General features: G+C 71.9%; 23 protein-coding genes. 13 read left to right on the top strand and 10 right to left on the bottom strand.

From position 1 onward, the window contains the following. The first annotated feature begins 6 nt into the window (after positions 1 to 6). The 3 genes from trxB to ACLBXO_RS14005 all read left to right on the top strand — a co-directional run bounded on the left by trxB (position 7) and on the right by ACLBXO_RS14005 (position 2448). Positions 7 to 987 carry a thioredoxin-disulfide reductase gene (gene trxB / locus ACLBXO_RS14015; RefSeq protein WP_331315244.1) on the top strand — a complete coding sequence of 327 codons (981 nt, stop codon included), beginning with the start codon at positions 7 to 9 and terminating at the stop codon, positions 985 to 987. A gap of 268 nt (positions 988 to 1255) precedes the next feature. Further along, a complete protein-coding gene (locus ACLBXO_RS14010; protein ID WP_012317569.1) occupies positions 1256 to 2146 on the top strand; it encodes a LysR family transcriptional regulator in 891 nt (296 codons plus the stop codon). A 41-nt stretch (positions 2147 to 2187) separates the two neighbouring features. Further along, positions 2188 to 2448 carry a YARHG domain-containing protein gene (locus ACLBXO_RS14005; RefSeq protein WP_056522408.1) on the top strand — a complete coding sequence of 87 codons (261 nt, stop codon included), beginning with the start codon at positions 2188 to 2190 and terminating at the stop codon, positions 2446 to 2448. Positions 2449 to 2538: 90 nt separating this feature from the next. Here the strand turns inward: ACLBXO_RS14005 and msrP are convergent, their stop codons facing one another. The 4 genes from msrP to ACLBXO_RS13985 all read right to left on the bottom strand — a co-directional run bounded on the left by msrP (position 2539) and on the right by ACLBXO_RS13985 (position 7812). Beyond that, a complete protein-coding gene (gene msrP, locus ACLBXO_RS14000) occupies positions 2539 to 3504 on the bottom strand; it encodes a protein-methionine-sulfoxide reductase catalytic subunit MsrP (protein WP_447685725.1) in 966 nt (321 codons plus the stop codon). 161 nt (positions 3505 to 3665) lie between these two features. Further along, complete coding sequence (locus ACLBXO_RS13995) at positions 3666 to 5420, bottom strand: AMP-binding protein (RefSeq protein WP_447685724.1); 1755 nt, start codon at positions 5418 to 5420, stop codon at positions 3666 to 3668. Between the two features lie 99 nt (positions 5421 to 5519). Continuing rightward, complete coding sequence (locus tag ACLBXO_RS13990; protein WP_447685723.1) at positions 5520 to 6251, bottom strand: hypothetical protein; 732 nt, start codon at positions 6249 to 6251, stop codon at positions 5520 to 5522. A 49-nt stretch (positions 6252 to 6300) separates the two neighbouring features. Further along, complete coding sequence (locus ACLBXO_RS13985; RefSeq protein WP_447685722.1) at positions 6301 to 7812, bottom strand: leucyl aminopeptidase; 1512 nt, start codon at positions 7810 to 7812, stop codon at positions 6301 to 6303. Between the two features lie 184 nt (positions 7813 to 7996). On the opposite strand from ACLBXO_RS13985, the gene lptF reads away from it, so the two are divergent. The 5 genes from lptF to rsmA all read left to right on the top strand — a co-directional run bounded on the left by lptF (position 7997) and on the right by rsmA (position 15007). Next, entirely contained in the window at positions 7997 to 9157 is a 1161-nt protein-coding gene (gene lptF / locus ACLBXO_RS13980; protein WP_447685721.1) for an LPS export ABC transporter permease LptF, read from the top strand. An 8-nt stretch (positions 9158 to 9165) separates the two neighbouring features. Then, positions 9166 to 10254, top strand: a complete 1089-nt coding sequence (lptG, locus tag ACLBXO_RS13975; RefSeq protein ID WP_331315975.1) for an LPS export ABC transporter permease LptG — start codon at positions 9166 to 9168, stop codon at positions 10252 to 10254. A 77-nt stretch (positions 10255 to 10331) separates the two neighbouring features. Beyond that, on the top strand, positions 10332 to 12911 hold the full coding sequence (locus ACLBXO_RS13970) for an LPS-assembly protein LptD (protein WP_331315619.1): 2580 nt from the start codon (positions 10332 to 10334) through the stop codon (positions 12909 to 12911). A gap of 94 nt (positions 12912 to 13005) precedes the next feature. Beyond that, positions 13006 to 14118, top strand: coding sequence for a 4-hydroxythreonine-4-phosphate dehydrogenase PdxA (pdxA, locus tag ACLBXO_RS13965; protein WP_447685720.1), 1113 nt, complete (start codon positions 13006 to 13008; stop codon positions 14116 to 14118). A gap of 10 nt (positions 14119 to 14128) precedes the next feature. Continuing rightward, entirely contained in the window at positions 14129 to 15007 is an 879-nt protein-coding gene (rsmA, locus tag ACLBXO_RS13960; protein ID WP_331315621.1) for a 16S rRNA (adenine(1518)-N(6)/adenine(1519)-N(6))-dimethyltransferase RsmA, read from the top strand. A gap of 45 nt (positions 15008 to 15052) precedes the next feature. Here the strand turns inward: rsmA and ACLBXO_RS13955 are convergent, their stop codons facing one another. From ACLBXO_RS13955 to ACLBXO_RS13945, 3 genes are all read right to left on the bottom strand, one after another. Then, complete coding sequence (locus ACLBXO_RS13955; RefSeq protein WP_447685719.1) at positions 15053 to 16027, bottom strand: TIM44-like domain-containing protein; 975 nt, start codon at positions 16025 to 16027, stop codon at positions 15053 to 15055. A gap of 200 nt (positions 16028 to 16227) precedes the next feature. After that, a complete protein-coding gene (locus ACLBXO_RS13950) occupies positions 16228 to 17325 on the bottom strand; it encodes a two-component system sensor histidine kinase NtrB (RefSeq protein ID WP_331315623.1) in 1098 nt (365 codons plus the stop codon). Between the two features lie 108 nt (positions 17326 to 17433). Continuing rightward, positions 17434 to 18066 (bottom strand): S24 family peptidase, encoded by a 633-nt coding sequence (locus ACLBXO_RS13945; RefSeq protein ID WP_091713468.1) that lies wholly within the window; start codon positions 18064 to 18066, stop codon positions 17434 to 17436. Positions 18067 to 18382: 316 nt separating this feature from the next. On the opposite strand from ACLBXO_RS13945, the gene ACLBXO_RS13940 reads away from it, so the two are divergent. The 4 genes from ACLBXO_RS13940 to ACLBXO_RS13925 all read left to right on the top strand — a co-directional run bounded on the left by ACLBXO_RS13940 (position 18383) and on the right by ACLBXO_RS13925 (position 22598). Further along, positions 18383 to 18733 (top strand): DUF952 domain-containing protein, encoded by a 351-nt coding sequence (locus ACLBXO_RS13940; RefSeq protein ID WP_447685718.1) that lies wholly within the window; start codon positions 18383 to 18385, stop codon positions 18731 to 18733. Next, complete coding sequence (locus tag ACLBXO_RS13935; protein ID WP_447685717.1) at positions 18730 to 19806, top strand: quinone-dependent dihydroorotate dehydrogenase; 1077 nt, start codon at positions 18730 to 18732, stop codon at positions 19804 to 19806. Before ACLBXO_RS13940 ends, ACLBXO_RS13935 begins: the two co-directional genes overlap by 4 nt. Positions 19807 to 20007: 201 nt before the next feature. Continuing rightward, a complete protein-coding gene (locus ACLBXO_RS13930; RefSeq protein ID WP_447685716.1) occupies positions 20008 to 22305 on the top strand; it encodes an FdhF/YdeP family oxidoreductase in 2298 nt (765 codons plus the stop codon). Beyond that, positions 22302 to 22598 (top strand): hypothetical protein, encoded by a 297-nt coding sequence (locus ACLBXO_RS13925; RefSeq protein WP_331316598.1) that lies wholly within the window; start codon positions 22302 to 22304, stop codon positions 22596 to 22598. Before ACLBXO_RS13930 ends, ACLBXO_RS13925 begins: the two co-directional genes overlap by 4 nt. Positions 22599 to 22699: 101 nt before the next feature. Here the strand turns inward: ACLBXO_RS13925 and ACLBXO_RS13920 are convergent, their stop codons facing one another. After that, positions 22700 to 23593: an HpcH/HpaI aldolase/citrate lyase family protein gene (locus ACLBXO_RS13920; protein ID WP_447685715.1), complete on the bottom strand. Its 894-nt coding sequence runs from the start codon at positions 23591 to 23593 to the stop codon at positions 22700 to 22702. Positions 23594 to 23808: 215 nt separating this feature from the next. Between ACLBXO_RS13920 and ACLBXO_RS13915 the strand changes: the two genes are divergently transcribed. Continuing rightward, complete coding sequence (locus ACLBXO_RS13915) at positions 23809 to 24150, top strand: hypothetical protein (RefSeq protein ID WP_447685714.1); 342 nt, start codon at positions 23809 to 23811, stop codon at positions 24148 to 24150. Positions 24151 to 24178: 28 nt separating this feature from the next. Here ACLBXO_RS13915 and ACLBXO_RS13910 read toward each other — a convergent pair whose 3' ends face one another. Then, positions 24179 to 25543 (bottom strand): MATE family efflux transporter, encoded by a 1365-nt coding sequence (locus tag ACLBXO_RS13910; protein WP_447685713.1) that lies wholly within the window; start codon positions 25541 to 25543, stop codon positions 24179 to 24181. 142 nt (positions 25544 to 25685) lie between these two features. Continuing rightward, complete coding sequence (locus tag ACLBXO_RS13905) at positions 25686 to 26039, bottom strand: DUF6460 domain-containing protein (RefSeq protein ID WP_447685712.1); 354 nt, start codon at positions 26037 to 26039, stop codon at positions 25686 to 25688. Positions 26040 to 26118 lie beyond the last annotated feature (79 nt).

Here is a 26118-nt window from a genome sequence, read left to right as displayed (position 1 = left end):
AGACACATGGCCCACACGCACGCCAAGCTCGTGATCATCGGCTCGGGTCCCGCCGGCTACACGGCGGCGATCTACGCGGCCCGCGCCATGGTCGAGCCGCTGCTGATCTCCGGCTTCCAGCCGGGCGGCCAGCTCATGATCACCACGGATGTCGAGAATTACCCGGGCTTCGCCGAGGCCATTCAGGGCCCCTGGCTGATGGAGCAGATGCGCCTCCAGGCCGAGCATGTCGGCACCCGGATCGTCTCGGAATACATCACGAAGGTCGATCTCAAGCAGCGGCCGTTCCGCCTCGAGGCCGATTCGGGCGAGACCTACTCGTGCGACGCCCTGGTCATCGCCACGGGCGCCCAGGCCAAGTGGCTCGGAATCCCCTCCGAGGCGGCGTTCCAGGGCGGCGGCGTATCGGCCTGCGCGACCTGCGACGGGTTCTTCTTCCGCGGCAAGGAGGTCGTGGTCGTGGGCGGCGGCAACACGGCGGTCGAGGAGGCCCTGTACCTCGCCAACATCGCCAGCAAGGTGACGGTCGTCCATCGCCGCGACAGCTTCCGGGCCGAGCGGATCCTGCAGGAGCGCCTGTTCAAGCACCCGAACGTCGAGGTGCTCTGGCACCGGGAGATCGCCGAGATCTGCGGCGTGCAGAAGCCGGCGCCGGGCGTGACCCACGTCCGCCTCAAGGATCCGCGCTCGGGCGAGATCAGCGAGGTGAAGGCCGACGGCGTGTTCGTGGCGATCGGCCACCAGCCGGCCACTGCGATCTTCGAGGGGCAGCTGCCCATGCGCCACGGCGGCTACCTCAGCGTGAAGCCCGGTACCACCGAGACCGAGATCCCGGGCGTGTTCGCCGCCGGCGACGTCACGGACGACGTCTACCGTCAGGCGATCACCGCCGCCGGCATGGGCTGCATGGCGGCGCTGGAGGCGGAGAAGTTCCTGGCCAACCTGGAGATCGGCGAGAGCCCGGTCCAGGCCGCGGCGGCGGAGTGACCGCCGCGCCGGTCTCGCGCTCCGTGCGCGGACCGGCCGCGGCCGGCATTTCAACAAGATCGCGCTGCTTGTGCTTGCGCAGGACCATGCACCGTGTGCATAGGAGTGCTGACTGCGCCGGGATGCATTGGTTGCATGCCCGCGCGGTGCGGCGAGCGGCCATCCGCGCGCGGCACCGCGCAGTTCGCCCGGTGATCTGCCCGCCGCTTCGCGCCCATCCTCCACCCCGGGCGCGACCCGCGGGCGCGCGCTGGTAGGGGTTCTCGCCTTGGACTGGGACAAGATCCGGATCTTCCTCAACGTCGCGGAGGCGGGGAGCTTCACCAAGGCGGGTGACGATATCGGGCTCAGCCAATCGGCGGTGAGCCGCCAGATCAGCGCCCTTGAGCGCGAGCTCAAGGCGCCGCTCTTCCACCGCCATGCCCGCGGCCTCCTGCTCACCGAGCAGGGCGACCTTCTGTTCCGCGCCGCGCGCGACATGAAGCTGCGCCTGGAGAATACCCGGGCCCGGCTCGTCGAGACCTCCGAGCGGCCGACCGGTGACCTCAAGGTCACCACCACGGTGGGCCTCGGCACGTCCTGGTTGTCTCAGCGGGTGGGCGAGTTCCTCGACCTCTACCCGGACGTGCGCATCGAGCTGATCCTCACCAACGAGGAGCTCGATCTCGCCATGCGTGAGGCCGACGTGGCGATCCGCATGCGGCGCCCGGCGCAGCCGGACCTGATCCAGCGGCGGCTGTTCACCGTGCACTACCACGCCTTCGCGAGCCCGGATTACGTCAAGCGCTTCGGCGAGCCCAAGACCATCGAGGAGCTCGACGATCACCGCCTCGTCTCCTTCGGCGGCAACGAGCCCTCGTACCTGCTCGCCGCCCACTGGCTCGCCGATGCGGGCCGCGAGGGCCGCGAGCGGCGCCAGGTCCACCTGACGGTGAACAACATCGGCGCGCTGCAGCGCGCCATGGAGGCCGGCGCCGGCATCGGCATCCTGCCCGACTACGCGGTGGATGGCGGCCAGCAGCTCGTGCAGGTGCTGCGCGAGACCGAGATGCCGAGCCTGGAGAGCTACCTCGTCTACGCCGAGGAGATGCGCTCGGTCGCCCGCGTACAGGCGTTCCGCGACTTCCTCGTCTCGAAGGCGCAGCGCTGGACCTACTGAGCATCCGATGGTTGGATCCGGATCCTCACGGAGACGATTCGATGCGCGCTGCTCTCTACGCTCTGATCCTCGTCGCGGGATCGACCGGTGCGATGGCGGATGACTGCGCGGAAGCTTGGTACCAGCGCAACCTGATCTACAAGCAGGCCGGGTACTGCTTCAGCACGCCGCGGGCGATCCGGACCTTCGGCAACGCGGATTGCCGGTACGACGCCATGGATCGCGTGCCGCTCTCGCGGCAGGAGCAGGCGACCGTGGCGGATCTGCAGGCCTTCGAGCGGGCCCATGCCTGCCCGCGCTGAGGCGCGGGCCGACGGCGCGGATGGCGACGTGACGTAGGCGCCGTGTCGTCGGGACCGGAGCCGCGCCAGCGCGGCTCCGGCGGGTCCGGATCAGACGAACAGGCGCTCGCCCTCGAGGCCCTTGTAGAGACCCGCGACCTGCTCGCCGTAGCCGTTGTAGATCAGCGTCGGCACCCGCTGGTCGGTGCCGAGGACGCGCTCGGTCGCCTGGCTCCAGCGCGGGTGCGGCACGGCCGGGTTCACGTTGGCCCAGAAGCCGTACTCCGAGGCCTGCAGACCTTCCCAGAAGGTCTTCGGCCTGTCCGCGGTGAACGAGACCTTCACCAGCGACTTGGCCGACTTGAACCCGTATTTCCACGGCACCGCGACGCGGATCGGCGCGCCGAACTGGTTGGGCAGCGGCTTGCCGTAGATCCCCGTGACCATGAAGGCGAGGTCGTTGCCGGCCTCCGCGAGGGTCAGGCCCTCCGTGTAGGGCCAGGGATAGAAGAAGGCCCGCTGGCCGGGCGCCATCGCCTTGTCCATGAAGGTCTCGAAGCGGATGTACTTCGCGCCGGAGGTGGGCTTGGCGAGCGCCACGAGCTTCGCCAGCGGGAAGCCGGTCCACGGCACCGCCATCGACCACGCCTCGACGCAGCGGTGACGGTAGAGCCGCTCCTCGAGTCCGACCTTCCGGATCAGGTCGTCGACGCCGATCTCGAAGGGCTTCTCCACGAGGCCGTCGATCTTCAGGGTCCAGGGCTGCGTCTTGAGGGCGTTGGCGGCCGGCAGCACCGTCTTCGACGTGCCGAACTCGTAGAAATTGTTGTAGTCGGCGCTGAAGCGCTCCGGCGTCAGCGGTCGGTCGAGGGTGTAGGCGGGGTTCTGCTGCGCCGGGTAGAGCGGCGCGTCGCCCGCGGCCGCCCGGGCGGCGCGGACGCCCAGGAGCGATCCGGCCGCGAGTCCGGCCGCGAGTCCGGCCGCGCCGCCGATCAGGGCCCGCCGATCGAGGAACACGGCCTCCGGCGTCGCCAGATGTTCCGGAATCTCCCAACCGCGCCCGCGCTTGATCAACATGGCCGTCTCCTCGGATCTCCTGCCTGCACAACCCACAGATCGGCGACGGCCGACAGGGGCGCAAGCGCCGCAGCCTCACCGTTCGGCGAGCGGCGCGCAGGGGTTACGCCGCCCGCGAGCGGCACCGGGACGCAGGGCGGCCTCCGCCGCGCGGGCGACGGTCAGGCCGGCGGCGACTCGTCGCGCAGCATCCGCCGCAGCACCTTGCCCACGTTGGTCTTCGGCAGGGTCTCGTGGAGCACCACGCGGCGGGGCACCTTGTAGCCGGTGAGCTGGGTGCGGGCATGGGCCCGCAGGACATCGGTGGAGACCGACGTGTCCTTCAGGACCACGTGGGCCACCACCATCTCGCCGGTCTCCTCGCTCGGCGCGCCGACCACCGCGCATTCGAGCACGGCCGGGTGGGCCGCCAGCACGTCCTCGACCTCGTTCGGATAGACGTTGAAGCCGGAGACGAGGATCATGTCCTTCATCCGGTCGACGATCCGGACCTGCCCGTCCGCCTGCAGGATCGCGACGTCGCCCGTCCGGAAGAACCCGTCCGCGGTCATCGCCCGCGCGGTCTCCTCCGGCCGGTTCCAGTAGCCGCGCATCACCTGGGGCCCGCGCACGCAGATCTCCCCCGGCTGCCCGTCCGGGAGGGGCTCGCCGGAGACGGCGCGGATCGAGACCTCCGTGGAGGGCAGCGGGTAGCCGATCGTCCCCGAGAAGTCGCGCATGCCCCGCGGGTTGACGCACACCACCGGCGAGGTCTCGGACAGGCCGTAGCCCTCGACGATCGTGTTGCCGGTCAGGGCCTTCCAGCGCTCGGCCACGGCCCGCTGGACGGCCGTGCCGCCGCCGACCACGAAGTCGAGGTGGGCGAAATCCACGGTGTTGATCTTCGGGTGGTTGATCAGCACGTTGAACAGGGTGTTCACGCCCATCAGGTGGGTGAAGCGCGTGCGGCTCAGGGTCTTGACCATGCCGTCGCAGTCGCGCGGATTGGGGATCAGCAGGCAGGAGCCGCCGCTGCGCATGAACTGGAAGAAGCACGCGGTGAGCGCGAAGATGTGGTAGAGCGGCAGCGCCGTGACCACGCAGCGCGCGACGCTCGGATCCTTCGAGTTGAACCAGAGCTGCGACTGCTCGACATTCGCCATGATGTTGCGGTGGCTCAGCATCGCCGCCTTGGCGATGCCCGTGGTGCCCCCGGTATATTGCAGGAAGGCGAGATCCTCCGGGTCGACCGTCACGGAGGTGCGCGGCATCGACCGGCCCTGACGGAGGACGGTCGAGAACGGGATCGCGAGGCCCTCCGGCAGGCGGAACGGCGGCACCGCCTTCCGGACGTGCCGGCTCGCGAGGTTGATCACCTGCCCCTTGAGTCCCAGCCCGTCGCCGGGGCCGACCAGGACGACCCGCTCGAGGGCGACGTCGGGCAGCGCCGCCGCGATCGTGGCGCCGAAATTCTCCAGGACGATCAGGATGCGCGCGCCGGAATCACCGATCTGCTGCGCGCATTCCCGGGGGGTGTAGAGCGGGTTGGTGTTGACCACCGTCCCGCCCGCCAGGAGGACGCCGAAGATCGCCACCGCGTAGGCGGGGACGTTCGGCAGCATGATCGCGACGCGGTCGCCCTTCGCCAGACCCTGCCCGCGCAGCCAGGCCGCGAGGTCGCGCGCCTGCTGGCCGAGGGTCGCGTAGGTCATGGTCGAGCCGAAGCACAGCATCGCCGGCCGGCCCGCGAACGCGGTCACGCTGGTCTCGAACAGGTCGACCAGGGTCCCGAGGCCGGCGACGTCGATCTCCGCCGGGACGCCGGGCGGGTAGGCGGCCAGCCAGGGCCGGTCGGATGCCCCGGCGACCGGCGCGGCCGGCATCGCTCCGGCCGTGGCGGCTTGAGCGCCGTGCTCCATCACGTTCGCCTCATGCATCGCGATGCCTCCCGCGGGCCCGACTCTCGGGGGCCGAGTCCCGCAACGCCTGTCGCGCCGACTCTGCGGGAACGGAGGCCGGCCCGCAAGGCAGGGGGGTCACACGGCCGGACGATGCCGGCGCAATGTCGCCAGCACGGTGTGGGGCAGGGCCGCCGCGATCAGCAGGCCGGCGGCGAGCGCGGCCTCCTCCGGCCGCATCGCCCGCCGGGGCCAGGGGCCGACGCCCAGGTCGCCGCCGAGGCCGATCAGGATCGCGCCGAGCCACAGGGCCAGGAAGGCGAGCGCCCCGTACCCGACCCGGCGCAGGCGCGGCCGCAGGGGCCGGTTGGCCGCGACCGCGAACAGGCCGAGGACACTGCCGAACGCCAGCGCGCCCGCGGCGGCGCCGAGCCCGTAGGCCAGCCACAGGGGCTGGTGGGTGAGGAACGCCATGCCGCCGGTGGCGAAGGCGCCGCGCAGGACCAGGCCGCCGAAGGTCGGGTAGAGCCCGGCGGCGAGGAGCGCGGCCGCGCCCGCCAGCCCGAACACGATCCGCCGCGGCGCGGCGGCCGGACCCGGTCCCGTCGCCACCCGCGCGAGATGGCCGAGCCCGTAGACCAGCGCGAAGGCGAAGAGCGGGTAGCGGCCGATGAAGTAGCCGAAGATGTAGGGCTCGAGGGCCTCCGGCACGGAGCCGCGCTGGCTCACGCCGGTCGCCGCGACGAGCGCCAGGGCGGCCAGCATGGCGAGGATCGGCCCCGCCGCCGCCAGCGGGCCGCCGGCGCGGCCCCCGGACGTCCCGGCGCCCGGGCCGGCCCGGTCGAGCGCGGCGTTGGCGTGTGCGGCCATGCTGGGATCACCCGGACAGGCGCGCGGCGTCAGGAACGCCGCGGTCGTCTCAGCGGGCCTCGTAATGGTCGCGGATCAGCCGGTCGAGGAGGCGCACGCCCCAGCCCGCGCCCCAGCTGCGGTTGATCTCGCTGGCGTTCGACGACATCGCGACGCCGGCGATGTCGAGATGCGCCCACGGCACGTCCTCGACGTAGCGCTTGATGAACGAGGCCGCGGTGGCGGCGCCGCCGTGCCGGCCGCCGGTGTTCTTCATGTCGGCGAACTTGGAATCGATGGCCTTGTCGTAGGCGGGGATCAGCGGCATCCGCCACACCTTCTCGCCGGTCGCCTCGCCGGCGGCGTGGATGTTGCCCGCCAGCGTGTCGTCGTTCGAGAACATGCCGGCGATGTCCTGGCCCAGGGCCACGATGATCGCGCCGGTCAGCGTCGCGAGGTCGACGATCGCCTTGGGCTTGGTGCTGCGGATGACGTGGGTGATCACGTCGGCCAGCACCAGCCGGCCCTCGGCGTCGGTGTTGATCACCTCGATGGTCTGGCCGGACATCGAGGTCAGGATGTCGGACGGGCGGTACGAGCCGCCGTCCGGCATGTTCTCCACGATGCCGATGGCGCCGACCACGTTGCAGCGCGCCTTGCGGGCCGCCAGCGCGTGGAGCGCGCCGACCACCGCGGCGGCGCCGCCCATGTCGCCCTTCATGTCCTCCATGCCGCCGCCCGGCTTGATCGAGACGCCGCCGGAATCGAACACGACGCCCTTGCCGATGAGGGCCACGGGCGCCTCGGCCGCGGGGCCGCCGTTCCAGCGCATGATCACGATCCGCGGCTCGCGGGCCGAGCCCTGCGCCACCGCGAGCAGCGCGCCCATGCCGAGTTCCCGCATCCGGGCCGGCTCCAGCACCTCGATCTCGACGCCGAGCTTGGCGAGTTCCGAGGCGCGGCGGGCGAACTCCTCCGGGAAGAGCACGTTCGGCGGCTCGTTCACGAGGTCGCGGGCCAGGATCACCCCGTCGGACAGGCTCCGGGCGGCCGCGCCTTCGCGCGCGGCCGCGGAGTGATCGGCGAGCAGCAGGGTCAGCGCGGTGACGGACTTGTCGTCGGCGTCGGGCTTCTTCTTGGTCTTGTAGCGGTCGAACGCGTAGGTCCGCAGGCGCGCGCCGAGGGCGAACTCGCCGGCCTGCGCCGCCGTGACCGTCGCGCCCGGCCAGTCGAGCACGACACGGGCGGTCCGGCCCGCCACCTTGCTGGCGGTGAAGCCGCCGAGCGCCGGCCAGTCGGCCTTGGCCCGGTCCTTCTCGGAGCCGAGGCCCACGACCACGAGGCGGTCGGCGCCGACGCCCGCCGGAGCCGGCAGGGACAGCGCGCTGAGCGAGCGGCCCTTGAACTTCTCGGAGGCCGCGGCGCGGGCCACGAGATCCGCCCCGGAGGCGCCCAGGGCCTCGCGGGCCGTCGACCCGAGCGACAGGTCGTCGCCGACGAAGACCACGAGATCGCCGGATCCGCCGGGCCCCTGGCCGCTCTGCTCCAGGGGACCGAAACCGATCTCGATACCGTCCGCCATACCCGTCGCCCTGCCCGTTATCCCGGAGCCGTACTACGCACCCGCGCGCCGAGGCTCGGGCCATCTGCCCTGTGTAGCCGCTGAGACGGAGAACGCAACGCGGCGTGACAGCCCTGGAATCGCCCCTTTTATCGGGTCCCTGCCGCCCCGAGGGCGCGAGAGGACGAGCGGGACTGCCGGGCCTATGAGGCAGATCGAGCGCTACATCTTTCGGATCGCCCTGGGCGCCACCCTCGCCTGCCTGATCGGGCTGACGGGCACCATCTGGCTGACGCAGGCCCTGCGCGAGCTCGACCTCGTGACCGCCAAGGGCCAGACGCTGCTGGTCTTCCTCTTCGTGACCGGCCTGTCGCTGCCGACCCTCGTCGTGGTCATCGCCCCCGTCGCGCTGTTCATCGGCACCGTCTACGCGCTCAACAAATTGAACGGCGATTCCGAGCTGATCGTCATGTCGGCGGCGGGGATGCCACCGCGCTCGCTGCTGCGGCCCTTCCTCACCCTGGCGCTGTTCGTCAGCTTCCTGGTGGGATTCCTGGTCGTGGTGGTGATGCCGGCGAGCTTCCAGGAGCTGCGCGACGTGATCACTCGGGTGCGCGGCGACTTCATCGCGAACGTCGTCAAGGAAGGGCAGTTCACCCAGCTCGACAACGGCATCACCTTCCACTTCCGCGAGCGCGGTGCGGGCGGCACCCTCAAAGGACTGTTCATCCAGGACCGGCGCGAGGCCGGGAAGACCAAGGTCTACCTCGCCGAACGCGGCAACGCGGTCGACGTGGACGGCCAGAGCTACCTGATCCTGGAGAACGGCAGCGTCCACCAGCAGCAGAAGGACTCGCGCGATTCCTCGATCCTGACCTTCGAGCGCTACACGATCGACCTCGCGGCCTTCGCGCCCCCGGATTCCGACACGATCTACAAGCCCCGCGAGCGCTCGACGGCCCAGCTCCTGTTCCCCGACACGACGGAGGGCTACTACAAGCTGCAGAAGGGCCGGTTCCGGGCCGAGCTGCACGACCGGCTGTCCGCCTGCCTCTACCCGCTGGCCCTGGTCTTCATCGCCTTCGCGGCTCTGGGCGATCCCCGCACGACCCGGCAGGGGCGCGGCGTCGCCGTCGCGGGCGCGATCGTCGCCGTCGTGGCGCTGCGCATCGGCGGCTTCGCGGCGGTCAGCGCCGCCGCGCGCAGCCCCGCGGCGGTCCTGGCGGTCTACGGCGTGCCGCTGCTCGCGATCCTCCTGTCGAGCCTCCTGATCTTCTACGGTTCGCGCGTGCGCGCGTTCAACGCCGCCCTGGCCCGATTCGTCCGCGGCCGGTTCCGCGGGCCGCGCCTCGCGCCGGCGGCCTGACTCCGATGATGCTGATCGGCCCCACCCTCGGGCGGTACTTCGCCGCCCGGTTCCTCCGCACGGTGCTCGGCGTCTTCGTCACCGTGTTCGCGCTGGTCTACACCCTGGACTTCGTCGAGCTGCTCCGCCGCGCCGGCGAGGCCCAGGGCGCGTCCGCCGGCCTGATGGCGCAGCTCTCGCTCTACCGCACCCCCGCGGTGGCGGAGGGCGTCCTGCCCTTCGCGGTCCTGTTCGGCTCCATGGCGGCCCTGCTCCAGCTCTCGCGCAAGCTGGAGCTGGTGGTCGCCCGCGCGGCCGGGATCTCGGCCTGGCAGTTCCTGCAGCCCGGCTTCTTCGTGGCCCTCGCCCTCGGCGCGCTGGCGGTCGGCGTCTACAACCCGGTCTCGGCGATGCTGAAGCAGCGCTCCACCGAGATCGAGGCGAAGATCTTCGCCAAATCGACCAAGGCGAGTTCGGGCAAGGACCTCTGGATCCGCCAGAAGGGCCTCGACGGCGAGGCGATCCTCCGCGCCGAGACCGCCATCGAGGGCACGACCACCCTGGCGGGGGTGTCGGTCTTCACCTTCGACGACGCCGGCAAGTTCGCCGAGCAGCTCGTCGCGGCCCGCGCGACGCTCCACGACGGTTACTGGGAGCTCTCCGATGTGCGCGTTCTCACACCGGACGCGCCGCCTGAGTCGTTCGACACGTACCTGATCGCCTCGAACCTCGACCCCGGGCAGGTGCGGCAGCGGTTCACCCCCCCGGAATCTGTGCCTTTCTGGCAACTTCCCACAACGATCGCGCGGACCGAGCGGGCCGGTTTGGACGCCACGCGCTACCGTCTCCAGTACGATGTCCTGTGGGCGCGGCCGGTGCTGTTCGTCGCCATGGTCATCGTTGCCGCAACCGTTTCCTTACGGTTCTTCCGCTTTGGTGGGGTCGGCAAACTCGTCCTCGGTGGCGTCGCGGCCGGCTTCGCCCTCTACGTGGTCCGACAGGTCATGGAGGGGCTCGGAGCATCCGGACTCGTCGCCGCACCGGTGGCGGCCTGGTTCCCGGCCGTGGTAGGCAGTCTTCTCGGTACGCTCACGCTTCTGTACCAGGAAGACGGCTGACTTCCGCGATCCTTCGCGGCACGGGAGACGGGTGTTGGGGTTGGTGGCGGCAGACGTCACAGGGGTTGGGACGCGCGTTGCGTAAGGTCGCCGACATCCTGCGGAAGGCTGGTTTCCGGGTCGCGCTGGCGCTCGCCGCGCCGCTGGCCGGTGGCCTGACCGCCCATGCCCAGGGCCTGCCCGCCGTCGCGGCCGGCAAGCCGGGCGACAAGCTCCTCGTCGAGGCCGACGAGCTGATCTACGACAACGACAACGGCACCGTGACGGCGCGGGGCAACGCCGAGCTGCATTACGGCCCGCGGACCCTCCAGGCCGACCGCGTGCGCTACGACCGGAATTCCGGCCGGGTCTTCGCCGAGGGCAACGTCCGCCTGACCGAGGCCGACGGCGGCGTCGTGACCGGCGCGCGCATGGAACTGACCGACGACTTCAAGACCGGCTTCGTCGACGCCTTCCGCGGGCAGCAGACGGTGCAGCGCAAGTTCGAGACCGTGCGCACCCGGTTCTCCGCGCCGCGGGCCGAGCGCCTGAACGGCGAGCAGACCAGCTTCGAGTCGGGCAGCTACACGGCCTGCGAGCCGTGCAAGGACAACCCTGAGACGCCGCCGCTGTGGCAGATCAAGGCGAAGAAGATCATCCACGACAACGAGACCCACACGGTCTACTTCGACGAGTCGACGCTCGAGATCGCCGGCATCCCGGTGGCCTACCTGCCGTATTTCGAGGCGCCGGATCCGACGGTGAAGCGCAAGACCGGCTTCTTGACGCCGCGCTTCGTCACGACGACCGCGCTCGGCAACGGCGTGTCGCTCCCGTACTTCATCAACCTCGCCCCGAACTACGACCTGACGCTGACGCCGACCCTGCTGAGCCGGCAGGGCCTGCTCGCGCAGGGCGAGTTCCGCCAGCGGATCGACAACGGCTTCTACAACATCCGCCTGTCGGGCATCTCGCAGACGACGCCCTCCGCCTTCCTGCCGAGCCCACTCGGCGCCGGCGAGCGCGACTTCCGCGGCTCGGTCGAGTCGCAGGGCCGGTTCTACATCAACCCGCGGTGGCGCACGGGCTGGGACCTCGTCGGCGTCACCGACAAGTGGTTCCTCGACAATTACCGGATCCGCAACCAGAACATCACCACGGACTATTTCCGCGAGGCGACCTCCACCGCGTTCCTGATCGGCCAGGGCGACCGCTCGTGGTTCGAGGCGCGGGGCTACTACTTCAAGGGCCTGTCGAGCTTCGACTGGCAGAAGCAGCAGCCGATCGTCGCGCCGGTGATCGACTACGACAAGCGGATCAACGGCCCATCGGAGATCGGCGGCGAGGTGCGCTTCCAGGCGAACATCACCAGCCTGACCCGCGAGACCACGCAGTACCAGGGCCTGCCGCGGACCTCGAGCTACCTGTTCTCGCCGAGCGTCAACGGCGTCAGCTTCCCGCTCTACCAGACCTGCACGGTCTTCCAGCGCGGCCTCTGCGCCATCGACGGGCTCGCCGGCACCAACACCCGCGCCTCCGCGGAGCTGTCCTGGCGCCGCAGCTTCATCGACGATCTGGGCCAGAAATTCACGCCCTTCGCGTATCTGCGCACGGACGCGTTCTTCAACAGCACGAGCTTCTCGGGCTACCAGAACGACCTCGTCCCGCAGGTCGCGCACGTCGACCAGGGCTTTGCCGGGCGCGTCATGCCGGCGATCGGCCTCGACTACCGCTACCCGTTCGTCGCCAATTTCGGCGCGCTCGGCGTCCACACCCTGGAGCCGATCGGCCAGATCATCGCGCGCCCGTCGGAGACCCGGATCGGCCGCCTGCCCAACGAGGACGCGCAGAGCCTCGTCTTCGACGACACCTCGCTGTTCGAGTGGGACAAGTTCTCGGGCTACGACCGGGTCGAGGGCGGCGTGCGCACCAATCTCGGCGGTCAGTACTCCGTCGTGACCCCGTCGGGCTGGTACGCGAACGTGCTGTTCGGCGAGTCCATCCAGCTCGCGGGCGTCAACTCGTTCCGCCGCGGCGACATCGCCAATACCGGCCTCGATTCCGGGCTCGAGACGCAGCGCTCGGACTTCGTCGGCCGCTTCCAGGTCTCGCCGAACCAGAACATCACGTTCATCAGCCGGGCCCGGTTCAACCAGTCCGACTTCCACGTGGCGCGCTTCGAGACCGGCGCGACGGCGCGTTTCGCGCCGTTCCTGCCGCTGACCCTCTCGGCCTTCTACTCGTACTACGAGGCCCAGCCGCTGCTGGGCTACAGCCACTACCGCGAGGGCATCACCGCCACCGCGACCTACAACATCACGCCGAACTGGTTCGTGTCGGGCTCGCTGCTCGTCGACCTGACCCACTATCTCGACGTGCGCAACACCTACACGGACGCGCTGAGCTCCTACCTGGCGAACCCGATCGGGACGGTGCCGATCTACCAGAACCCGGGCCGCTTCTACCTGTCGGGCGCGAGCTTCGGCGGCGGCTATCAGGACGAGTGCACCACCGTCTCGCTGAACTACATCAACTCGCCGATCGCCACCGCGACGGGCGTCCGCGAGCGCAACCAGACCGTGCTGCTGCGGGTCGAGCTGAAGACCCTGGGCGAGGCCGACCTGCGCCAGAACGTCGGCACGGCCACCACAGCGGACGGCATCGCCTCGATCCGGTGAGGCACCGGGACCGGCACCGCGCCGGACCCGACCGCGGCCATCGTCCCCACTTGCCGAGGATGCGCCCGCGCCGCGCGGGCGCTATAGAGCGCCCATGCCGCCCCTCGCCCTCACCCTCGGAGACCCCGCCGGCATCGGTCCGGAGCTGGCGCTCAGCGCGTGGCTCGGGCGGAGCGGCGCGGAGCCGCTGCCGCCGTTCTTCCTGGTGGCCGATCCCGACTTCGTCGAGCGCCTCGCCCACCGCCTCGACCGCCCCGTTCCCGTGGCGGAGGTCGATCCCGAGACCGCCGCCGAGGTGTTCCCGCGCGCACTTCCCGTAGTGCCCCTGCCGAGCGGCGCCCGCGTCGCCGCCGAGCCGGGGGTGCCGGATGTCGTCAATGCCGGCGCGACCATCGAGTCGATCACCGCGGCGGTGGCGTTCGTGAAGACCGGGCGCGCGAGCGCGGTGGTGACCAACCCGATCGCCAAGTTCGTGCTGACCCGGACGGGCTTCGCCCATCCCGGGCACACCGAGTTCCTGGCCGCCCTCGCGGTGCCGCCCGGCGTGACGCCGCCCCGGCCGGTGATGATGATCTGGAGCGCCGGTCTCTCGGTGGTGCCGGTGACGATCCACGTGCCGCTGAAGGATGTGCCGGACCTGCTCACCCAGGAGCTCGTCGAGGAGACCGCCGCGATCGTCGCCCGGGACCTGCGGGAGCGGTTCGGTCTCCCGGAGCCGCGCCTCGTCCTCGCCGGCCTCAACCCGCACGCGGGCGAGGCCGGGACCATCGGTCACGAGGACCGCGACGTCCTCGCCCCCGCGGTGGCGCGCCTGCGGGCGCGGGGCATCGACATCCGCGGGCCGCTCCCCGCCGATACCCTGTTTCACGCCCGCGCCCGGGAGACCTACGACGTCGCCCTCGCGCCGACGCACGATCAGGCCCTGATCCCGATCAAGACGATCGCGTTCGACGACGGCGTGAACGTCACCCTCGGCCTGCCCTTCGTGCGGACCTCGCCGGACCACGGCACGGCCTTCGACATCGCCGGCCAGGGCATCGCCCGGCCCGACAGCCTCGTGGCGGCCCTGCGCCTCGCCGACCGGCTGGCCGCCAACGCGGCGCAGGGCGAGGCGCCCGGCGGTGCCGAGATCATCCCGTTCAGCGTCTATGCCGGCCGGCCCCGGCCCGCGGGCGCGCGGCATTTCGATCCCGAGGACGAGCTGTGACGGAGGCAGCATGAGCGCCGGGGACGGGCTTCCGCCGCTGCGCGAGGTCGTCGCCCGACACGGCCTGGAGCCGAGGAAGGCGCTCGGCCAGAACTTCCTCTACGACCTCAACCTGACCGGGCGGATCGCCCGGGCGGCCGGTCCCCTCGCGGGGGTGACGGTGGTGGAGGTCGGCCCGGGACCCGGCGGCCTCACGCGCGCGCTCCTCGCCGAGGGCGCCGCCCGCGTGGTGGCGATCGAGCGCGATCCGCGGGCACTTCCGGCGCTCGCCGAGATCGCCGCCCACTATCCGGGACGCCTCGAGGTGGTCGACGCCGACGCCCTCGCCTTCGACCCGCGGCCGCTGGTGGGCGATGCCCCGGCGCGGATCGTCGCCAACCTGCCCTACAATGTCGGCACCGCCCTGCTCACCGGCTGGCTGGACGGCGAGGCTTGGCCGCCCTGGTGGGATCAGGCCGTGCTGATGTTCCAGCGGGAGGTCGCCGAGCGGATCGTCGCCGGCCCGGAGGAGCGGGCCGATTACGGCCGGCTCGGGGTCCTGTGCGGCTGGCGGACGGAGGCCGAGATCCTGTTCGACGTCAGCCCCACGGCCTTCGTGCCGCCGCCGAAGGTCACGTCGAGCGTGGTCCGGTTGGTTCCGCGCGCCCGGCCCCTGCCCTGCCGCGCCGGCGCGCTGGAGGCGGTCACACGGGCCGCGTTCGGCCAGCGCCGGAAGATGCTGCGCCAGAGCCTCAAGGCGCTGACGCCCGAGGCCGGCGCCCTGCTGGCCGCCGCCGGCCTGTCCGAGACCGCGCGGGCCGAGGAGATCCCTGTGGCCGGGTTCGTCGACCTCGCGAACCGGTGGGACGCGCACAGAAAGGCCGGCGCCCCGGTGGGGACGCCGGCCTGAGGGAGCGTCGCGGCTCCGGCCCTCGAGGCCGGAGCGCCGTCGCGATCAGCGGGTTTGCTGGATCGCCGAGAGCACCCAGCCGCGGCCGGGCTGGCGCAGGAACGTCCAGAGCTCCGTCGCCTCGGACGAGTCCGTGGAGACGACGCGGCCACTTGCCCGCTCGACCATCACGTCCTTGAGGGCGTAGCGCATCGCCACGGTCGCGTAGTCGGTGCGGTCCTCGCCCCAGGCCTCCGCGAGGTCGCCCTGCAGCAGCTTCACGTCCGAGATCTTGTTCACCACGCCGCGGGACGCGTTGCCGCGCAGCTCCTCGTCGAAGTAGCCGACCATCTCGGGCGTCGACAGGTTGCCCAGGGTCACCCGATCCTCGCGCGAGTAGGCGTCCTGGATGTCGCCGAGCAGGCGCTCGAAGGCCTGGTAATCGGCCGGGCCGATCTGCACCGGGCGTGTCTGCGGCGGGCGCTGCCCACCACCGAACATGCCGCCGGGAGCCGGGCCGCCCGGAACGCCGCCCATCGGGCCGCGGGCGCCCGGCTGATCGTCGAGCGACGAGCGGGCGTAGGGCGCACCGGCACCGGCCGGCTCGTTCCGGCGGCGGAAGAAGCGCAGGGCCAGCATCACCACCAGAACGACGAGCCCGACCTGGAACAGCAGGCCGATCATCGACGCGAGACCGCCGAGGCCGCCGAAGAAGCCGCCGCCGAGCAGCGCGCCGATCAGGCCGGCGCCCAGCAGGCCCGCGAAGAAGCCGCCGCCGAACCGGCGACCCGGCGCGGCCGGAGCCTGCATCCCGGGACTGCCCATGCCGGGAGACGGCGCGGTCTGCGAGCGCTGCATCGTCATGCCACCGCCCGGAGCGGTCGGCGTGGCGGAGGGCGCCGTGTAGGTGCGCGAACCGCGGGATCCGAAGGACCCGCCGCCGCCCGGACGGGCTTCCGCGACGGGCGCCGCGACGGTCAGCGCAGCGGCCAGCGCCAGGAGGGCGGCCACACGCCGGCGGCGCGAAATCTCAGTAAACATGTACACGCCTCAGAGGACGAGAACCGGACGGCGCGGAGCGCCAGCGACGATATGGGAACGGTCGGGCAGCGGTTTTAGTCCTGATCGCTGTCGCCCGGACCGCGTTTTCCACCGGATCAGCGCGCCGCGCGGCAAGGGAGCACGCCGAACCCGCAGGTCGGGTTCCGCTCGCCAGTGCTGCCGTTCCGGCCGGCGTGGCACTAGTGGAGCGTGCGCTCGGGTGCGGCCGGGAAGGACAGGCGGACCTGTGTTCCCTCCCCGCTCCGGCTGTCGAGGGTGATGGTCCCGTTCTGCCGCTTCATGAGGCCGTGGACGATCGCCAGGCCCGCGCCGCGCCCCGCCTCGTGGCTGGTCTGGAACGGCGCCAGCGCCCGGGCGAGCATCTCGGGCGACATGCCCTGCCCGGTATCGCCGACCGCGATCCCGACGCTGCCGTGACCCGGCTGCTGCAGGGAGCGGTCGCCGGGGTCCACCCGGAAGGTCGAGAGGCTCAGGGTCCCGCCCGACGGCATGGCCTCGCAGGCGTTGGCGACGAGATGCCGCAGGGCGAACTCGATCTGCGTCGGATTGCTGATCGCCCGAGGCAGGCCCGGCGTCGCCGCCACGGCGAGGCGGATGCCGGGCGGCAGGTCGGGTTCGAGGCGCGCGGCCAGATCCGCGACGATGGCGTCGAGGTCGACCGACCGGACGTCCGGCGCGATGCGGCGCGAGTAGGCGAGGAGGTGCCGGGTCAGGATCGCCGCGCGCTCGGTGGCGTCGGCCGAGCGGGCGATCGCCCGCTGCACGAACGGCTCCTGCCGGTCGCCGAGCCGGCGCTTGAGGCCGTCGATGTAGCCGATCAGGATCTGCAGGAAGTTGTTGAACTCGTGGGCGACGCTGTTGGTCAGGAGCCCCAGGGCCTCGCGCTGGCGGGAGAGCGCGAGCGCGCCCTCGGCCTCGCGCCGGGCGGTCTCGTCGCGGATCTGGCCGATGCGGAAAGGAGTCCCGGGCAGGGACGCCGTCTCCAGGTGGGCCCAGAAGCTCGTCCCGTCCGCGCGGACGGCCAGGAACTCCTGAGGTTCGCCGCCGGCGGGATCGAGGGGCGCCGTGCGCTGGGCCAGGATCAGGTCGAGTCCCTGCGCGACGAGCCGCTCCGCCGGGTAGCCGGCGAGATGTTCGAGGGCGGGATTGGCGTGGCGGACACGGCCCTGCGGATCGAGCAGGAGGCTGGGCGTCGGCAGCGCGTCGAGGAGCGAGCGGGCCTCGTCCGCGAGCGGCTTGTCTGCGGCCGCGCTGTGATCCGTCCCGGGCTGCGCCATGCTGCTTTCGCGCTCAGCGGATGCGGAAGGTCCGCGACGCGCCAGCGATAGCGATGAACGGCCTCACGGCCAAGCGCGGATCCGCGTGTCGACTCGCCCGGGCGGCGCCTACTGGCGCACCCACATCACCCGGGCCATCCAGGCCACCTCCCCGAGGTTGAGGATCCGGTCCTCGTGCTCGGGGTTCAGGGAGGCCAGCTCCACGGTCCGGGCGGTGCGCCGCCGCAGCTCCTTGGCCAGAACCTCGCCACCGTGCAGGCGGACCACCACGCGGTCGCCCTTGCGGACGCTGGCCGTGGGCGACACGATCAGGACGTCGCCGTCCCGGAACAGCGGCAGCATGGAATCGCCCTGGATCTCCAGTGCGAAGGCGCGCTCCTCGCCGAGATCCGGAAACTCGATCTCCTCCCAGCCGGCGCCGCCGGTGGGCATGCCCTCGTCGGTGAACAGGCGGCCGGCGCCGGCCTGGGTCAGACCGATCAGCGGGACCATCGTGCGGGCCGGAATCTCGCGGGCCTCGATGAGCCGTAGGAACTCGTCGAGGCTCGACCCGGTGGCGGCCAGGACCTTCGACACGGACTCGGTCGACGGCCAGCGCTTGCGGCCGTCGGCGCCGACGCGCTTCGACCGGTTGAAGCTGGTCGCGTCGAGGCCGGCGCGGCGGGCGAGGCCCGAGGCCGAGTAGCCGTGGCGCTCGGCGAGCCGGTCGATGGCGTTCCAGATCTGCTCGTGCGACAGCATAGCGGGCTCGGAAGCTCACCCTGAGCGGGCCGGCACCCCCGTCTCACCAGCCGGGATCCGGCTGCCTCGGAGGCACGGAGACGGTTCTCCCGCCGGGTCCGTTCGACACCCGCCGGGTACGCGCGGAGATACTTGACAATTTACTTTCCGGACCCGCTCTGCCGATCCGGACACGGCTGTGTGACGTCCAGCCTAGTCGTAGGAAAGTAGAACTACGGGCGGCAGATTGCAATCGCTCCTCGAATCCGGCGGGGCGCGGAGCGGTTGCCGCCGCGGCCCGGCGCCTCTATCGCAGCGTCGTTTCCGGGGAGTTTCGATGCCGCTCATCTACAAGATCTGTCCGCGCGCCCTGTGGCGCGAGGCCGAGGCCGCGGGACGGTTCACGGGCGCGCCGATCGATCATCAGGACGGCTTCATCCACTTCTCGACGGCCGCCCAGGTCGCCGAGACGGCGGCCCGGCACTTCGCCGGGCAGGACGACCTGCTCCTCGTGGCTGTCGAGGCCGACGCCCTCGGCGACGGCCTGCGCTACGAACCCTCTCGCGGCGGCGACCTGTTCCCGCACCTCTACGGCCCGCTGCCGCTCTCGGCCGTCATCGCGGTGGACGAAATGCCGCTGGGCGCCGACGGGCGGCACGCCGTCCCGGCCGGGATCCTGCCGGCATGATCGCGGCCGCCTTCCCCCTCGTCCGCCCGCTGCTGCACCGCCTCGACGCGGAGCGCGCGCACGACCTGACACTCGCCGCCCTGGCGCTCCTGCCCGCGGGCCCGCGCGCGGCGGACGACCCGCGCCTCGCCGTCGACCTGCTCGGCCGACGATTCCCGAACCCGATCGGCCTCGCGGCCGGCTTCGACAAGGGCGCGCGCGTGCCCGACGCGCTGCTCGGCCTCGGCTTCGGTTTCGTCGAGGTGGGCGGGGTCGTGCCGCGACCCCAGCCCGGCAACCCGCGGCCGCGGGTGTTCCGCCTCGCCGCCGACCGCGCCGTGATCAACCGCTTCGGTCTCAACAGCGAGGGGCTCGAGGCGGTGGCCGACCGTCTGCGCGCCCGCAGGGGGCGACCCGGCATCGTCGGCGTCAACATCGGCGCGAACAAGGAATCGGCCGACCGCCTCGCCGACTACGCCGCCTGCACCGCCGCCCTGGCGCCGCTGGTCGACTTCGTCACGGTCAACGTCTCCTCGCCCAATACGCCGGGCCTGCGCGACCTCCAGGGTGAGGCCTTCCTCGACGAGCTGCTCGCCCGGACGATCGAGGCCCGGGACGCGGCCGGCGCCGGCGCGGCGATCCTCCTCAAGATCGCCCCCGACATGGCGCTGGACGCCCTCGACGCGGTCTGTGCGACGGCGCAGCGGCGCGGGGTCCAGGCCCTCGTCGTGTCCAACACCACGGTGGCCCGCCCGGCGAGCCTGCGCGAGCAGGGTCTCGCCCGGGAGACCGGCGGCCTCTCGGGGCGGCCGCTCTTCGGCCCGGCGACGCGGATGCTCGCCCAGACGCACCTGCGCGTCGGGGACGCGCTGCCGCTCATCGGGGTCGGTGGCGTGGATTCGGCCGAGGCGGCCTGGACCAAGATCCGGGCCGGGGCGAGCCTCGTGCAGCTCTACTCGGCGCTGGTCTACGAGGGGCCGGGTCTCGTCGGACGCATCAAGGACGGGCTCCTGCGGCGCATGAGCGACGCCGGCATCGCCTCGCTCCGGCAGATCGTCGGGCGCGACGCCGCCGCTCTCGCCCGCGGGGACTGAGCCGGCGCGCGGGCGGGCCGGCCGCGGCGCCGCGCACGACAAATTTTTTGCGGCCGCAGTTTAGAAAGGCTTTGCACAGCGGGAGCTTAGCCTGTGCCCCGCGCATGAGGGGCCTGCGCCGGCACGCCATTGTGAGGGAGCCGGAGAGGCGCTTATCTCGCGGTTGCGAGACCTATCGCGTCAGCCAATCCAGGACGGTTCATGGCCCAGTCTGAAGGGTCCACCAAGCGCTCCTCCGCCGCCGGCGGCTGGGGTGCTCTGAAGAGCTGCGGCAAGCACCTGCTCGGCAGCCGCGCCCCCCTCACCGGCGCCCGCGCGCTGCTGAAGGCGAACCAGCCCGACGGCTTCGACTGCCCCGGCTGCGCCTGGGGCGACCCGGAGCACGGCTCGTCCTTCGAGTTCTGCGAGAACGGCGTGAAGGCGGTCTCCTGGGAGGCGACCGACAAGCGCACGAAGCCGTCCTTCTTCGCCAAGCACACCCTGACCGAGCTGCGCACTTGGAGCGACTACGCCCTGGAGGGCCAGGGTCGCCTGACGCACCCGATGCGCTACGACGCGGCGAGCGACCGCTACCTGCCGGTGAGCTGGGACGAGGCCTTCGCGGAGATCGGCGCGACCCTGCGCGGGCTCGACCATCCGGACCAGGCCGAGTTCTACACCTCGGGCCGCGCCTCCAACGAGGCGGCGTACCTGTACCAGCTCTTCGCCCGCGCCTACGGGACCAACAACTTCCCCGACTGCTCGAACATGTGCCACGAGGCCAGCGGCGTCGCGCTGATCGACGCGATCGGCATCGGCAAGGGCACGGTCCTGCTGGAGGATTTCGAGAAGGCGGACGCGATCTTCTGCGTCGGCCAGAATCCCGGCACCAACCATCCGCGCATGCTCGGCGACCTGCGCCGGGCCGCCGAGCGCGGCGCCAAGGTGGTGGTGCTGAACCCGGTCCGCGAGCGCGGCCTGGAGCGGTTCGCGGACCCGCAGAACACCGTCGAGATGCTCCGCGGCGCCAGCCGTCCCATCGCCAGCCACTACCTGCAGCCGCGCTCGGGCGGCGACATGGCGGCCTTCCGGGGCATCGCCAAGGTCGTGTTCGCCCGCGACGCCGAGGCCCTGGCGGCCGGCCGGCCCTCGCTCCTCGACCGCGCCTTCCTCGAGCACCACACCGCCGGGCTCGAAGCCTACCGCGCGGCCGTCGAGGCGACGTCCTGGGACGCGATCCTCGACCAGTCGGGCCTGACCGCGGACGAGATCGCCGCCATGGCGGACGTCTACCTCGGCGCCCAGCGGGTCATCGCGACCTGGGCGATGGGCGTGACCCAGCACCGCCACTCGGTGGCGACGATCCGGGAGATCGCCAACCTGCTGTTCCTGCGCGGCCATATCGGCCGGCCGGGCGCGGGCCTGTGCCCGGTGCGCGGGCACTCGAACGTGCAGGGCGACCGCACGGTCGGCATCAACGAGCGCCCGTCCGCCGCCTTCCTGGATTCCCTGGAGCAGCATTTCGGCCTCGCCATGCCGCGCCGGCACGGCCACAACGTCCTGGCGGCGATCCGCGCCATGCGGGACGGCACGGCGAAGGCTTTCATCGGGCTCGGCGGCAATTTCCTGCGGGCGACGCCCGACACGCCGGTCGTGGCGCAGGCGCTGGCCTCGTGCCGGCTCACCGTGCACATCGCCACCAAGCTCAACCACGCCCACCTGGTGCCCGGCGCGGTCGGCTACCTGCTGCCCTGTCTCGGCCGCACCGAGATCGACCGGGGCGCCGCGGGCAAGATCCAGATCGTGACCGTCGAGGATTCGATGAGCATGGTCCACGGGTCGGGCGGCATCAACAAGCCGGCCTCGAAGGAGCTGCGCTCCGAGATCGCCATCATCGCCGGCATGGCGCAGGCCACCGTCGGCTCCGCCGCCATCGACTGGGCCGGGTTCGCCGCCGATTACGACCGGATCCGCGAGGCGATCGCCGCCACGATCCCGGGCTTCACCGGCTACAACACCCGGGTGCGCAAGCCGCGCGGCTTCATGCTGCGCAACCTCGCCGCCGAGCGGGTTTTCGAGACGGCCACCGGCCGGGCCACCTTCTCGGCCGACGCTCTGCCGGCCGAGACCGAGCATCAGGGTGCCCGGAAGACCCGCGACACGTTCGTTCTGCAGACCTTCCGCAGCCACGACCAGTACAACACGACGATCTACGGCCTGGATGACCGCTACCGGGGCGTCTACGGCGAGCGCCGCGTGATCTTCGCCCATCCCGACGATCTCGCGGAGATCCGCGACCGGCTCGGCGACCGGGTCGACGTCGTCGGCACGCACGACGACGGCATCACCCGCCGGGCGGAGGATTTCCGCCTCGTGCCCTTCGACATGCCGCGGGGCGCGCTGGCCGGCTACTATCCGGAGCTGAACGTGCTCGTGCCGCTCTCTACCTACGGCGAGAAGAGCGACACGCCGACGTCCAAGTCGGTGCTGGTCACCCTGCAGGCGCGCGCGGCCGCGTGAGCGCGGAGCCCGACGAGGCGGCGTTCGTCGCCGCCCTCGACCGGGTGTCGGCGGCCCGGCCCGATCTCGATCCGCTGGCGGCGGGCCTCCTGGCGGCGCTGGATCTCGGCCTGCCGGGCGACAGCCGCGCCTTCGCCCGCACCTTCGGGGTTGAGCACGCCCTCGTGCTGCGCGCCCTCTCGGGCCTCGATGAGGCGGGCCTCGTCGCCGTCACGGCCCGCGACGGGCGCACCCAGCGGACGCGCTACACGACCGCCGATACGGGACCTGCTGTCCCGTCATCGCGCGCGTAGCGAAGGGCACAGGGAGCGCGACAGACCTGGGCGTGGCGCTGCCCCGGATCGCTTCGCTCCGCACGCGAGGACGGACGCGCCGACATCGGACGGAACCGCGCTCAGAATCCCTTCGCCCTGATGGCCTCGGCCCAGGTGACCGCCCGGCGGTTCACGCCGAGATGCTGCCGCTCGTAGAGCCGGCCCTCCAGCTTGATCGCGCCCCGCTTGGCGTATTCCGGGCGCTCGAACGCCTCGATCACCAGCTTGGCCCGGCGCACCTCCTCCTCAGTGGGCGCGAAGGACGTGTTGGCCGGCTCCAGCTGCGTCGGGTGGATCAGGGTCTTGCCGTCGAAGCCGAGGTCGCGGGCCTGGCGGCACTCGTCGCGGCAGCCCTCGGTGTCGGCGATGTCGTTGTAGACGCCGTCGAGGATCGCGAGACCTTCGGCCCGGGCGGCGGCCAGCGCCATCATCATCCAGGGCAGCATCGGAACGCGGCCGGGGACGATCTTGGCCCAGGTGTCCTTGGCGAGGTCGTTGGTGCCGAGGACGAGGCAGGTCAGGCGGTTGCGCGGGTCGCGCTTGGCCCGGGCGATCTCCTGGATGTTGAGGATCGAGGCCGGGGTCTCGATCATCGCCCAGATCGCGATCCCGTCCGGCGCGTCGAGGGATTCGAGCCGGTCGGCGATGCTCTCCAGCACGGCGGGCGACGAGACCTTCGGCATCAGGATCGCGTCGGGCTTCGCCTCGATCGCGGCGTGGAGATCCGCCTCGCCCCACGGGGTCTGCGGTGCGTTGACCCGGATGACCAGCTCGCGGCCGCCGTAAGCGCCGCTCTTCACGGCGGCGCAGACCTGCTCGCGGGCGATCTCCTTCTCCTCCGGCCCGACGGCATCCTCGAGGTCGAGGATGATGCTGTCCACCGGCAGGGTCTTGGCCTTATCGAGCGCCCGCTGGTTCGAGCCGGGCATGTACAGCACGCTCCGGCGCAGGCGCAGATCGGTGGTCGTGGCCATCGGCTTCTCCCTCCTGGGCCGTCGCGCGGCCTCCCGTCGTTGCGCCGCACCCTAAAGCACGAACCCGGCCGCGCCACACCCTAAAGGTCGGGGCCGGTGAGTCCCCGCGCGGTTTGATACCGCGCCGTCTCTTCGCAGATCGAAGCCGCGGTTTGGTCATGTTCCGCCGCTTAAAGGCCGAAAGAAACCAATTCTCGGGGTCCGGAATCTCTACGATGCGCAAAGTCTTGGTCACTCTCGCCTTGCTCGGGACGTTGGCGGCACCCGAGGTGGCCCGGGCGCAGAGCCGTACCACCCTCGGCGTCGGCTCCGGCGCGGTCGCGGGGGCGCTGGTCGGCGGGCCGATCGGCGCGGTCGCGGGGGCCGTGGTCGGCGGCTTCGTGGGGAACTCGTCGGAGCGCGGGCGCCGCCACGTCCGCCGGGGGCGCCGCTACGGCTACGCGGCGCCGCGCCGGTCCTACCCGCGCCGGGCGGAGGCGGCCGTGCCGCGCACCACGGGCTCGGTGGCCCGCGCCGCGCCGCCGGCCCAGCCCACCACCTGGAAGGATCCGCGCTAGCGCCGTTCCCGGCGGGGCGCGGCTGCCGCTAGATCGCCGGTTCGAGGGCGGCCGGGGTCGGCCTGCGAAACGCGTCCCGGGCGAGGCGCGGGAACGCGATGGCCTGTCCCAGCCCCCGGGCGCCCAGGAAGCTCACGAAGGCCAGCCACAGCCCGGTATTGCCGAAGCCCAGGCTCTCGACGAGCGCCAGGACCGCGCAGTAGGCGGCGAGCGCGCACACCATCAGGTTGCGCATCGCCCGCGTCCAGGTCGCGCCGATATAGATCCCGTCATACGCGAAGGGCGCCGCGGCGGCGAGCGGCGCCAGGGCGGCGAGGACGAGGTAGGAGCGGGCCGCCTCGCGGACCGGGCCGTTCGTGGTCACGGCATCGATGAAGGCCGGGCCGCCCGCCAGCGACAGCACGCTGACCGCGAGGCCGAAGCCGAGGCACCAGCGCAGGCTCAGGGCGGCGGCCGCGTCGAACGCCTCCCGGTCCCGGGCGCCGACGGCTTGCCCGCACAGGGTCTCGGCGGCCGTGGCGAAGCCGTCGAGAAAGAAGCCGCCGATCAGGAAGAGATTCCACAGGACCGAGTTCGCGGCGAGCACCACGTCGCCCTGCCGGGCGCCCAGCGCCGAGAACAGGACGATGCCGGTGATCAGCGCCAGCGTCCGCAGAATGACGTCGCCGTTGACGCTGAGCGTCCGGCGAAGCGCCGCGGCGTCGCGCAGGTCGCGCAGCGGCATCCGGAAGGGCCGGGAGCCGAGCCGCGCCAGGAGGATCAGCCCGAGGCCGAGCCCGAGCGCCTCGGCGCCGAGGGTCGCCAGCGCCGCGCCGGCGAGGCTTAGTCCGAAGGCCAGGACAAGCGTGAGCGTCAGCGCGACGTTGGTCAGGTTGATGGCGATCTGCAGCAGCAGGCCGAGATCGGTGCGCCCGCGCCCCAGGATCGAGCCGAGCACGCCGTAGCTTGCCAGCACGAAGGGTGCGGACAGGATGCGGATGTGGAAGTAGGTCGCGAGACCGGCGATCACCGCCGCGCTCGCCCCGCTGATCGCGAAGGCGAGCTGCGCGAGGGGGCCCTGCAGGACTATCAGGACGAGCCCGATCAGGGCGCCCGCCGCCAGCGCGCGCGCCAGGATGCGGTCGACCTCGGCCGCGTTCCGCCCGCCGACCGCCTGCGCGGTCAGGCCGGCGGTCGCCATGCGGAGCGCCCCGAACGACCAGAAGATCGCGTCGAAGATCACGGCGCCGAGGGCGATGGCGCCGAGCAGCGCCGCGTCGCCGAGCCGCCCGATCACCGCCGCGCCGACGAAGCCGAGCATCGGCGTCGTGACGTTGGCGATCGTCATGGGCAGCGCCAGGGCCAGGACGCGGCGGTTCGTCGGGCGGGCCGGGCTGGCGACGGTGTGCATCATGCCGCACGCTAGGGAGACGCGCCGCCCGCGAAAAGCGCGCCGATCGCATCGGCGGGTTGCGGCGGCGGGCGGCCGATCTGCCCGAACCCGCGGCGCGCTGGATCGTCGGGGCGCGACCGTGCCGAATCGGCCCCGGACCCCGTCAGCGGGAAACGGCGAAGAGGCGCGCGATCAGCCAGAGCGGCACGACCACGATCGCCCCGGCGACGATCCAGCCGCCGAAATCGTGGAGCGAGGCCAGCCCGACCTCGACCAGCGCCCGCGCCGAATCGTAGACGTGCCAGAACAGCCGGCCCGGCGTCAGGCCGAGCATCGACATGAAGGCACCGACCAGCACGGACAGGAACAGGAGGCGCAGGAACACGCCGGCGGGCGAGCCGCCGAGGAACCGCCGCAGCGCGGAGGAGCGCGACCGGTAGCTGTCCGCGCCGTAGGGGGCGTTCGGCGGGGCGCCCTGCTGATAGCCTTGCCGGCGCCGGTCGTGATCGACGAGCATTGCGTCCTCGTGAAGCGTCAGGGGCCTCGGATCGGCGACGAAGCGGGCGGAACCGTGGCCGGCGCACCACACCGCATCG

The sequence above is a fragment of the Methylobacterium sp. C33D genome (genome assembly GCF_053345825.1).
The sequence above is the reverse complement of the archived record's forward strand: the minus strand, read 5'-3'. Positions and strand labels throughout refer to the sequence as shown.

What these genes read in the sequence shown, in the direction of transcription:
- lptG (WP_331315975.1), top strand. Translation starts at nt 9,166, where the DNA reads ATGCTGATCGGCCCCACCCTCGGGCGGTACTTCGCCGCCCGGTTCCTC.
- ACLBXO_RS13930 (WP_447685716.1), top strand. Translation starts at nt 20,008, where the DNA reads ATGGCCCAGTCTGAAGGGTCCACCAAGCGCTCCTCCGCCGCCGGCGGC.
- ACLBXO_RS13950 (WP_331315623.1), bottom strand. Translation starts at nt 17,325, where the DNA reads ATGGCGCAGCCCGGGACGGATCACAGCGCGGCCGCAGACAAGCCGCTC.
- ACLBXO_RS13945 (WP_091713468.1), bottom strand. Translation starts at nt 18,066, where the DNA reads ATGCTGTCGCACGAGCAGATCTGGAACGCCATCGACCGGCTCGCCGAG.
- lptF (WP_447685721.1), top strand. Translation starts at nt 7,997, where the DNA reads ATGAGGCAGATCGAGCGCTACATCTTTCGGATCGCCCTGGGCGCCACC.
- ACLBXO_RS13905 (WP_447685712.1), bottom strand. Translation starts at nt 26,039, where the DNA reads ATGCTCGTCGATCACGACCGGCGCCGGCAAGGCTATCAGCAGGGCGCC.
- ACLBXO_RS13920 (WP_447685715.1), bottom strand. Translation starts at nt 23,593, where the DNA reads ATGGCCACGACCACCGATCTGCGCCTGCGCCGGAGCGTGCTGTACATG.
- ACLBXO_RS13990 (WP_447685723.1), bottom strand. Translation starts at nt 6,251, where the DNA reads ATGGCCGCACACGCCAACGCCGCGCTCGACCGGGCCGGCCCGGGCGCC.
- ACLBXO_RS13985 (WP_447685722.1), bottom strand. Translation starts at nt 7,812, where the DNA reads ATGGCGGACGGTATCGAGATCGGTTTCGGTCCCCTGGAGCAGAGCGGC.
- ACLBXO_RS13915 (WP_447685714.1), top strand. Translation starts at nt 23,809, where the DNA reads ATGCGCAAAGTCTTGGTCACTCTCGCCTTGCTCGGGACGTTGGCGGCA.
- ACLBXO_RS13935 (WP_447685717.1), top strand. Translation starts at nt 18,730, where the DNA reads ATGATCGCGGCCGCCTTCCCCCTCGTCCGCCCGCTGCTGCACCGCCTC.
- ACLBXO_RS13940 (WP_447685718.1), top strand. Translation starts at nt 18,383, where the DNA reads ATGCCGCTCATCTACAAGATCTGTCCGCGCGCCCTGTGGCGCGAGGCC.
- pdxA (WP_447685720.1), top strand. Translation starts at nt 13,006, where the DNA reads ATGCCGCCCCTCGCCCTCACCCTCGGAGACCCCGCCGGCATCGGTCCG.
- msrP (WP_447685725.1), bottom strand. Translation starts at nt 3,504, where the DNA reads ATGTTGATCAAGCGCGGGCGCGGTTGGGAGATTCCGGAACATCTGGCG.
- rsmA (WP_331315621.1), top strand. Translation starts at nt 14,129, where the DNA reads ATGAGCGCCGGGGACGGGCTTCCGCCGCTGCGCGAGGTCGTCGCCCGA.
- ACLBXO_RS13995 (WP_447685724.1), bottom strand. Translation starts at nt 5,420, where the DNA reads ATGCATGAGGCGAACGTGATGGAGCACGGCGCTCAAGCCGCCACGGCC.
- ACLBXO_RS14005 (WP_056522408.1), top strand. Translation starts at nt 2,188, where the DNA reads ATGCGCGCTGCTCTCTACGCTCTGATCCTCGTCGCGGGATCGACCGGT.
- ACLBXO_RS13955 (WP_447685719.1), bottom strand. Translation starts at nt 16,027, where the DNA reads ATGTTTACTGAGATTTCGCGCCGCCGGCGTGTGGCCGCCCTCCTGGCG.
- trxB (WP_331315244.1), top strand. Translation starts at nt 7, where the DNA reads ATGGCCCACACGCACGCCAAGCTCGTGATCATCGGCTCGGGTCCCGCC.
- ACLBXO_RS13910 (WP_447685713.1), bottom strand. Translation starts at nt 25,543, where the DNA reads ATGATGCACACCGTCGCCAGCCCGGCCCGCCCGACGAACCGCCGCGTC.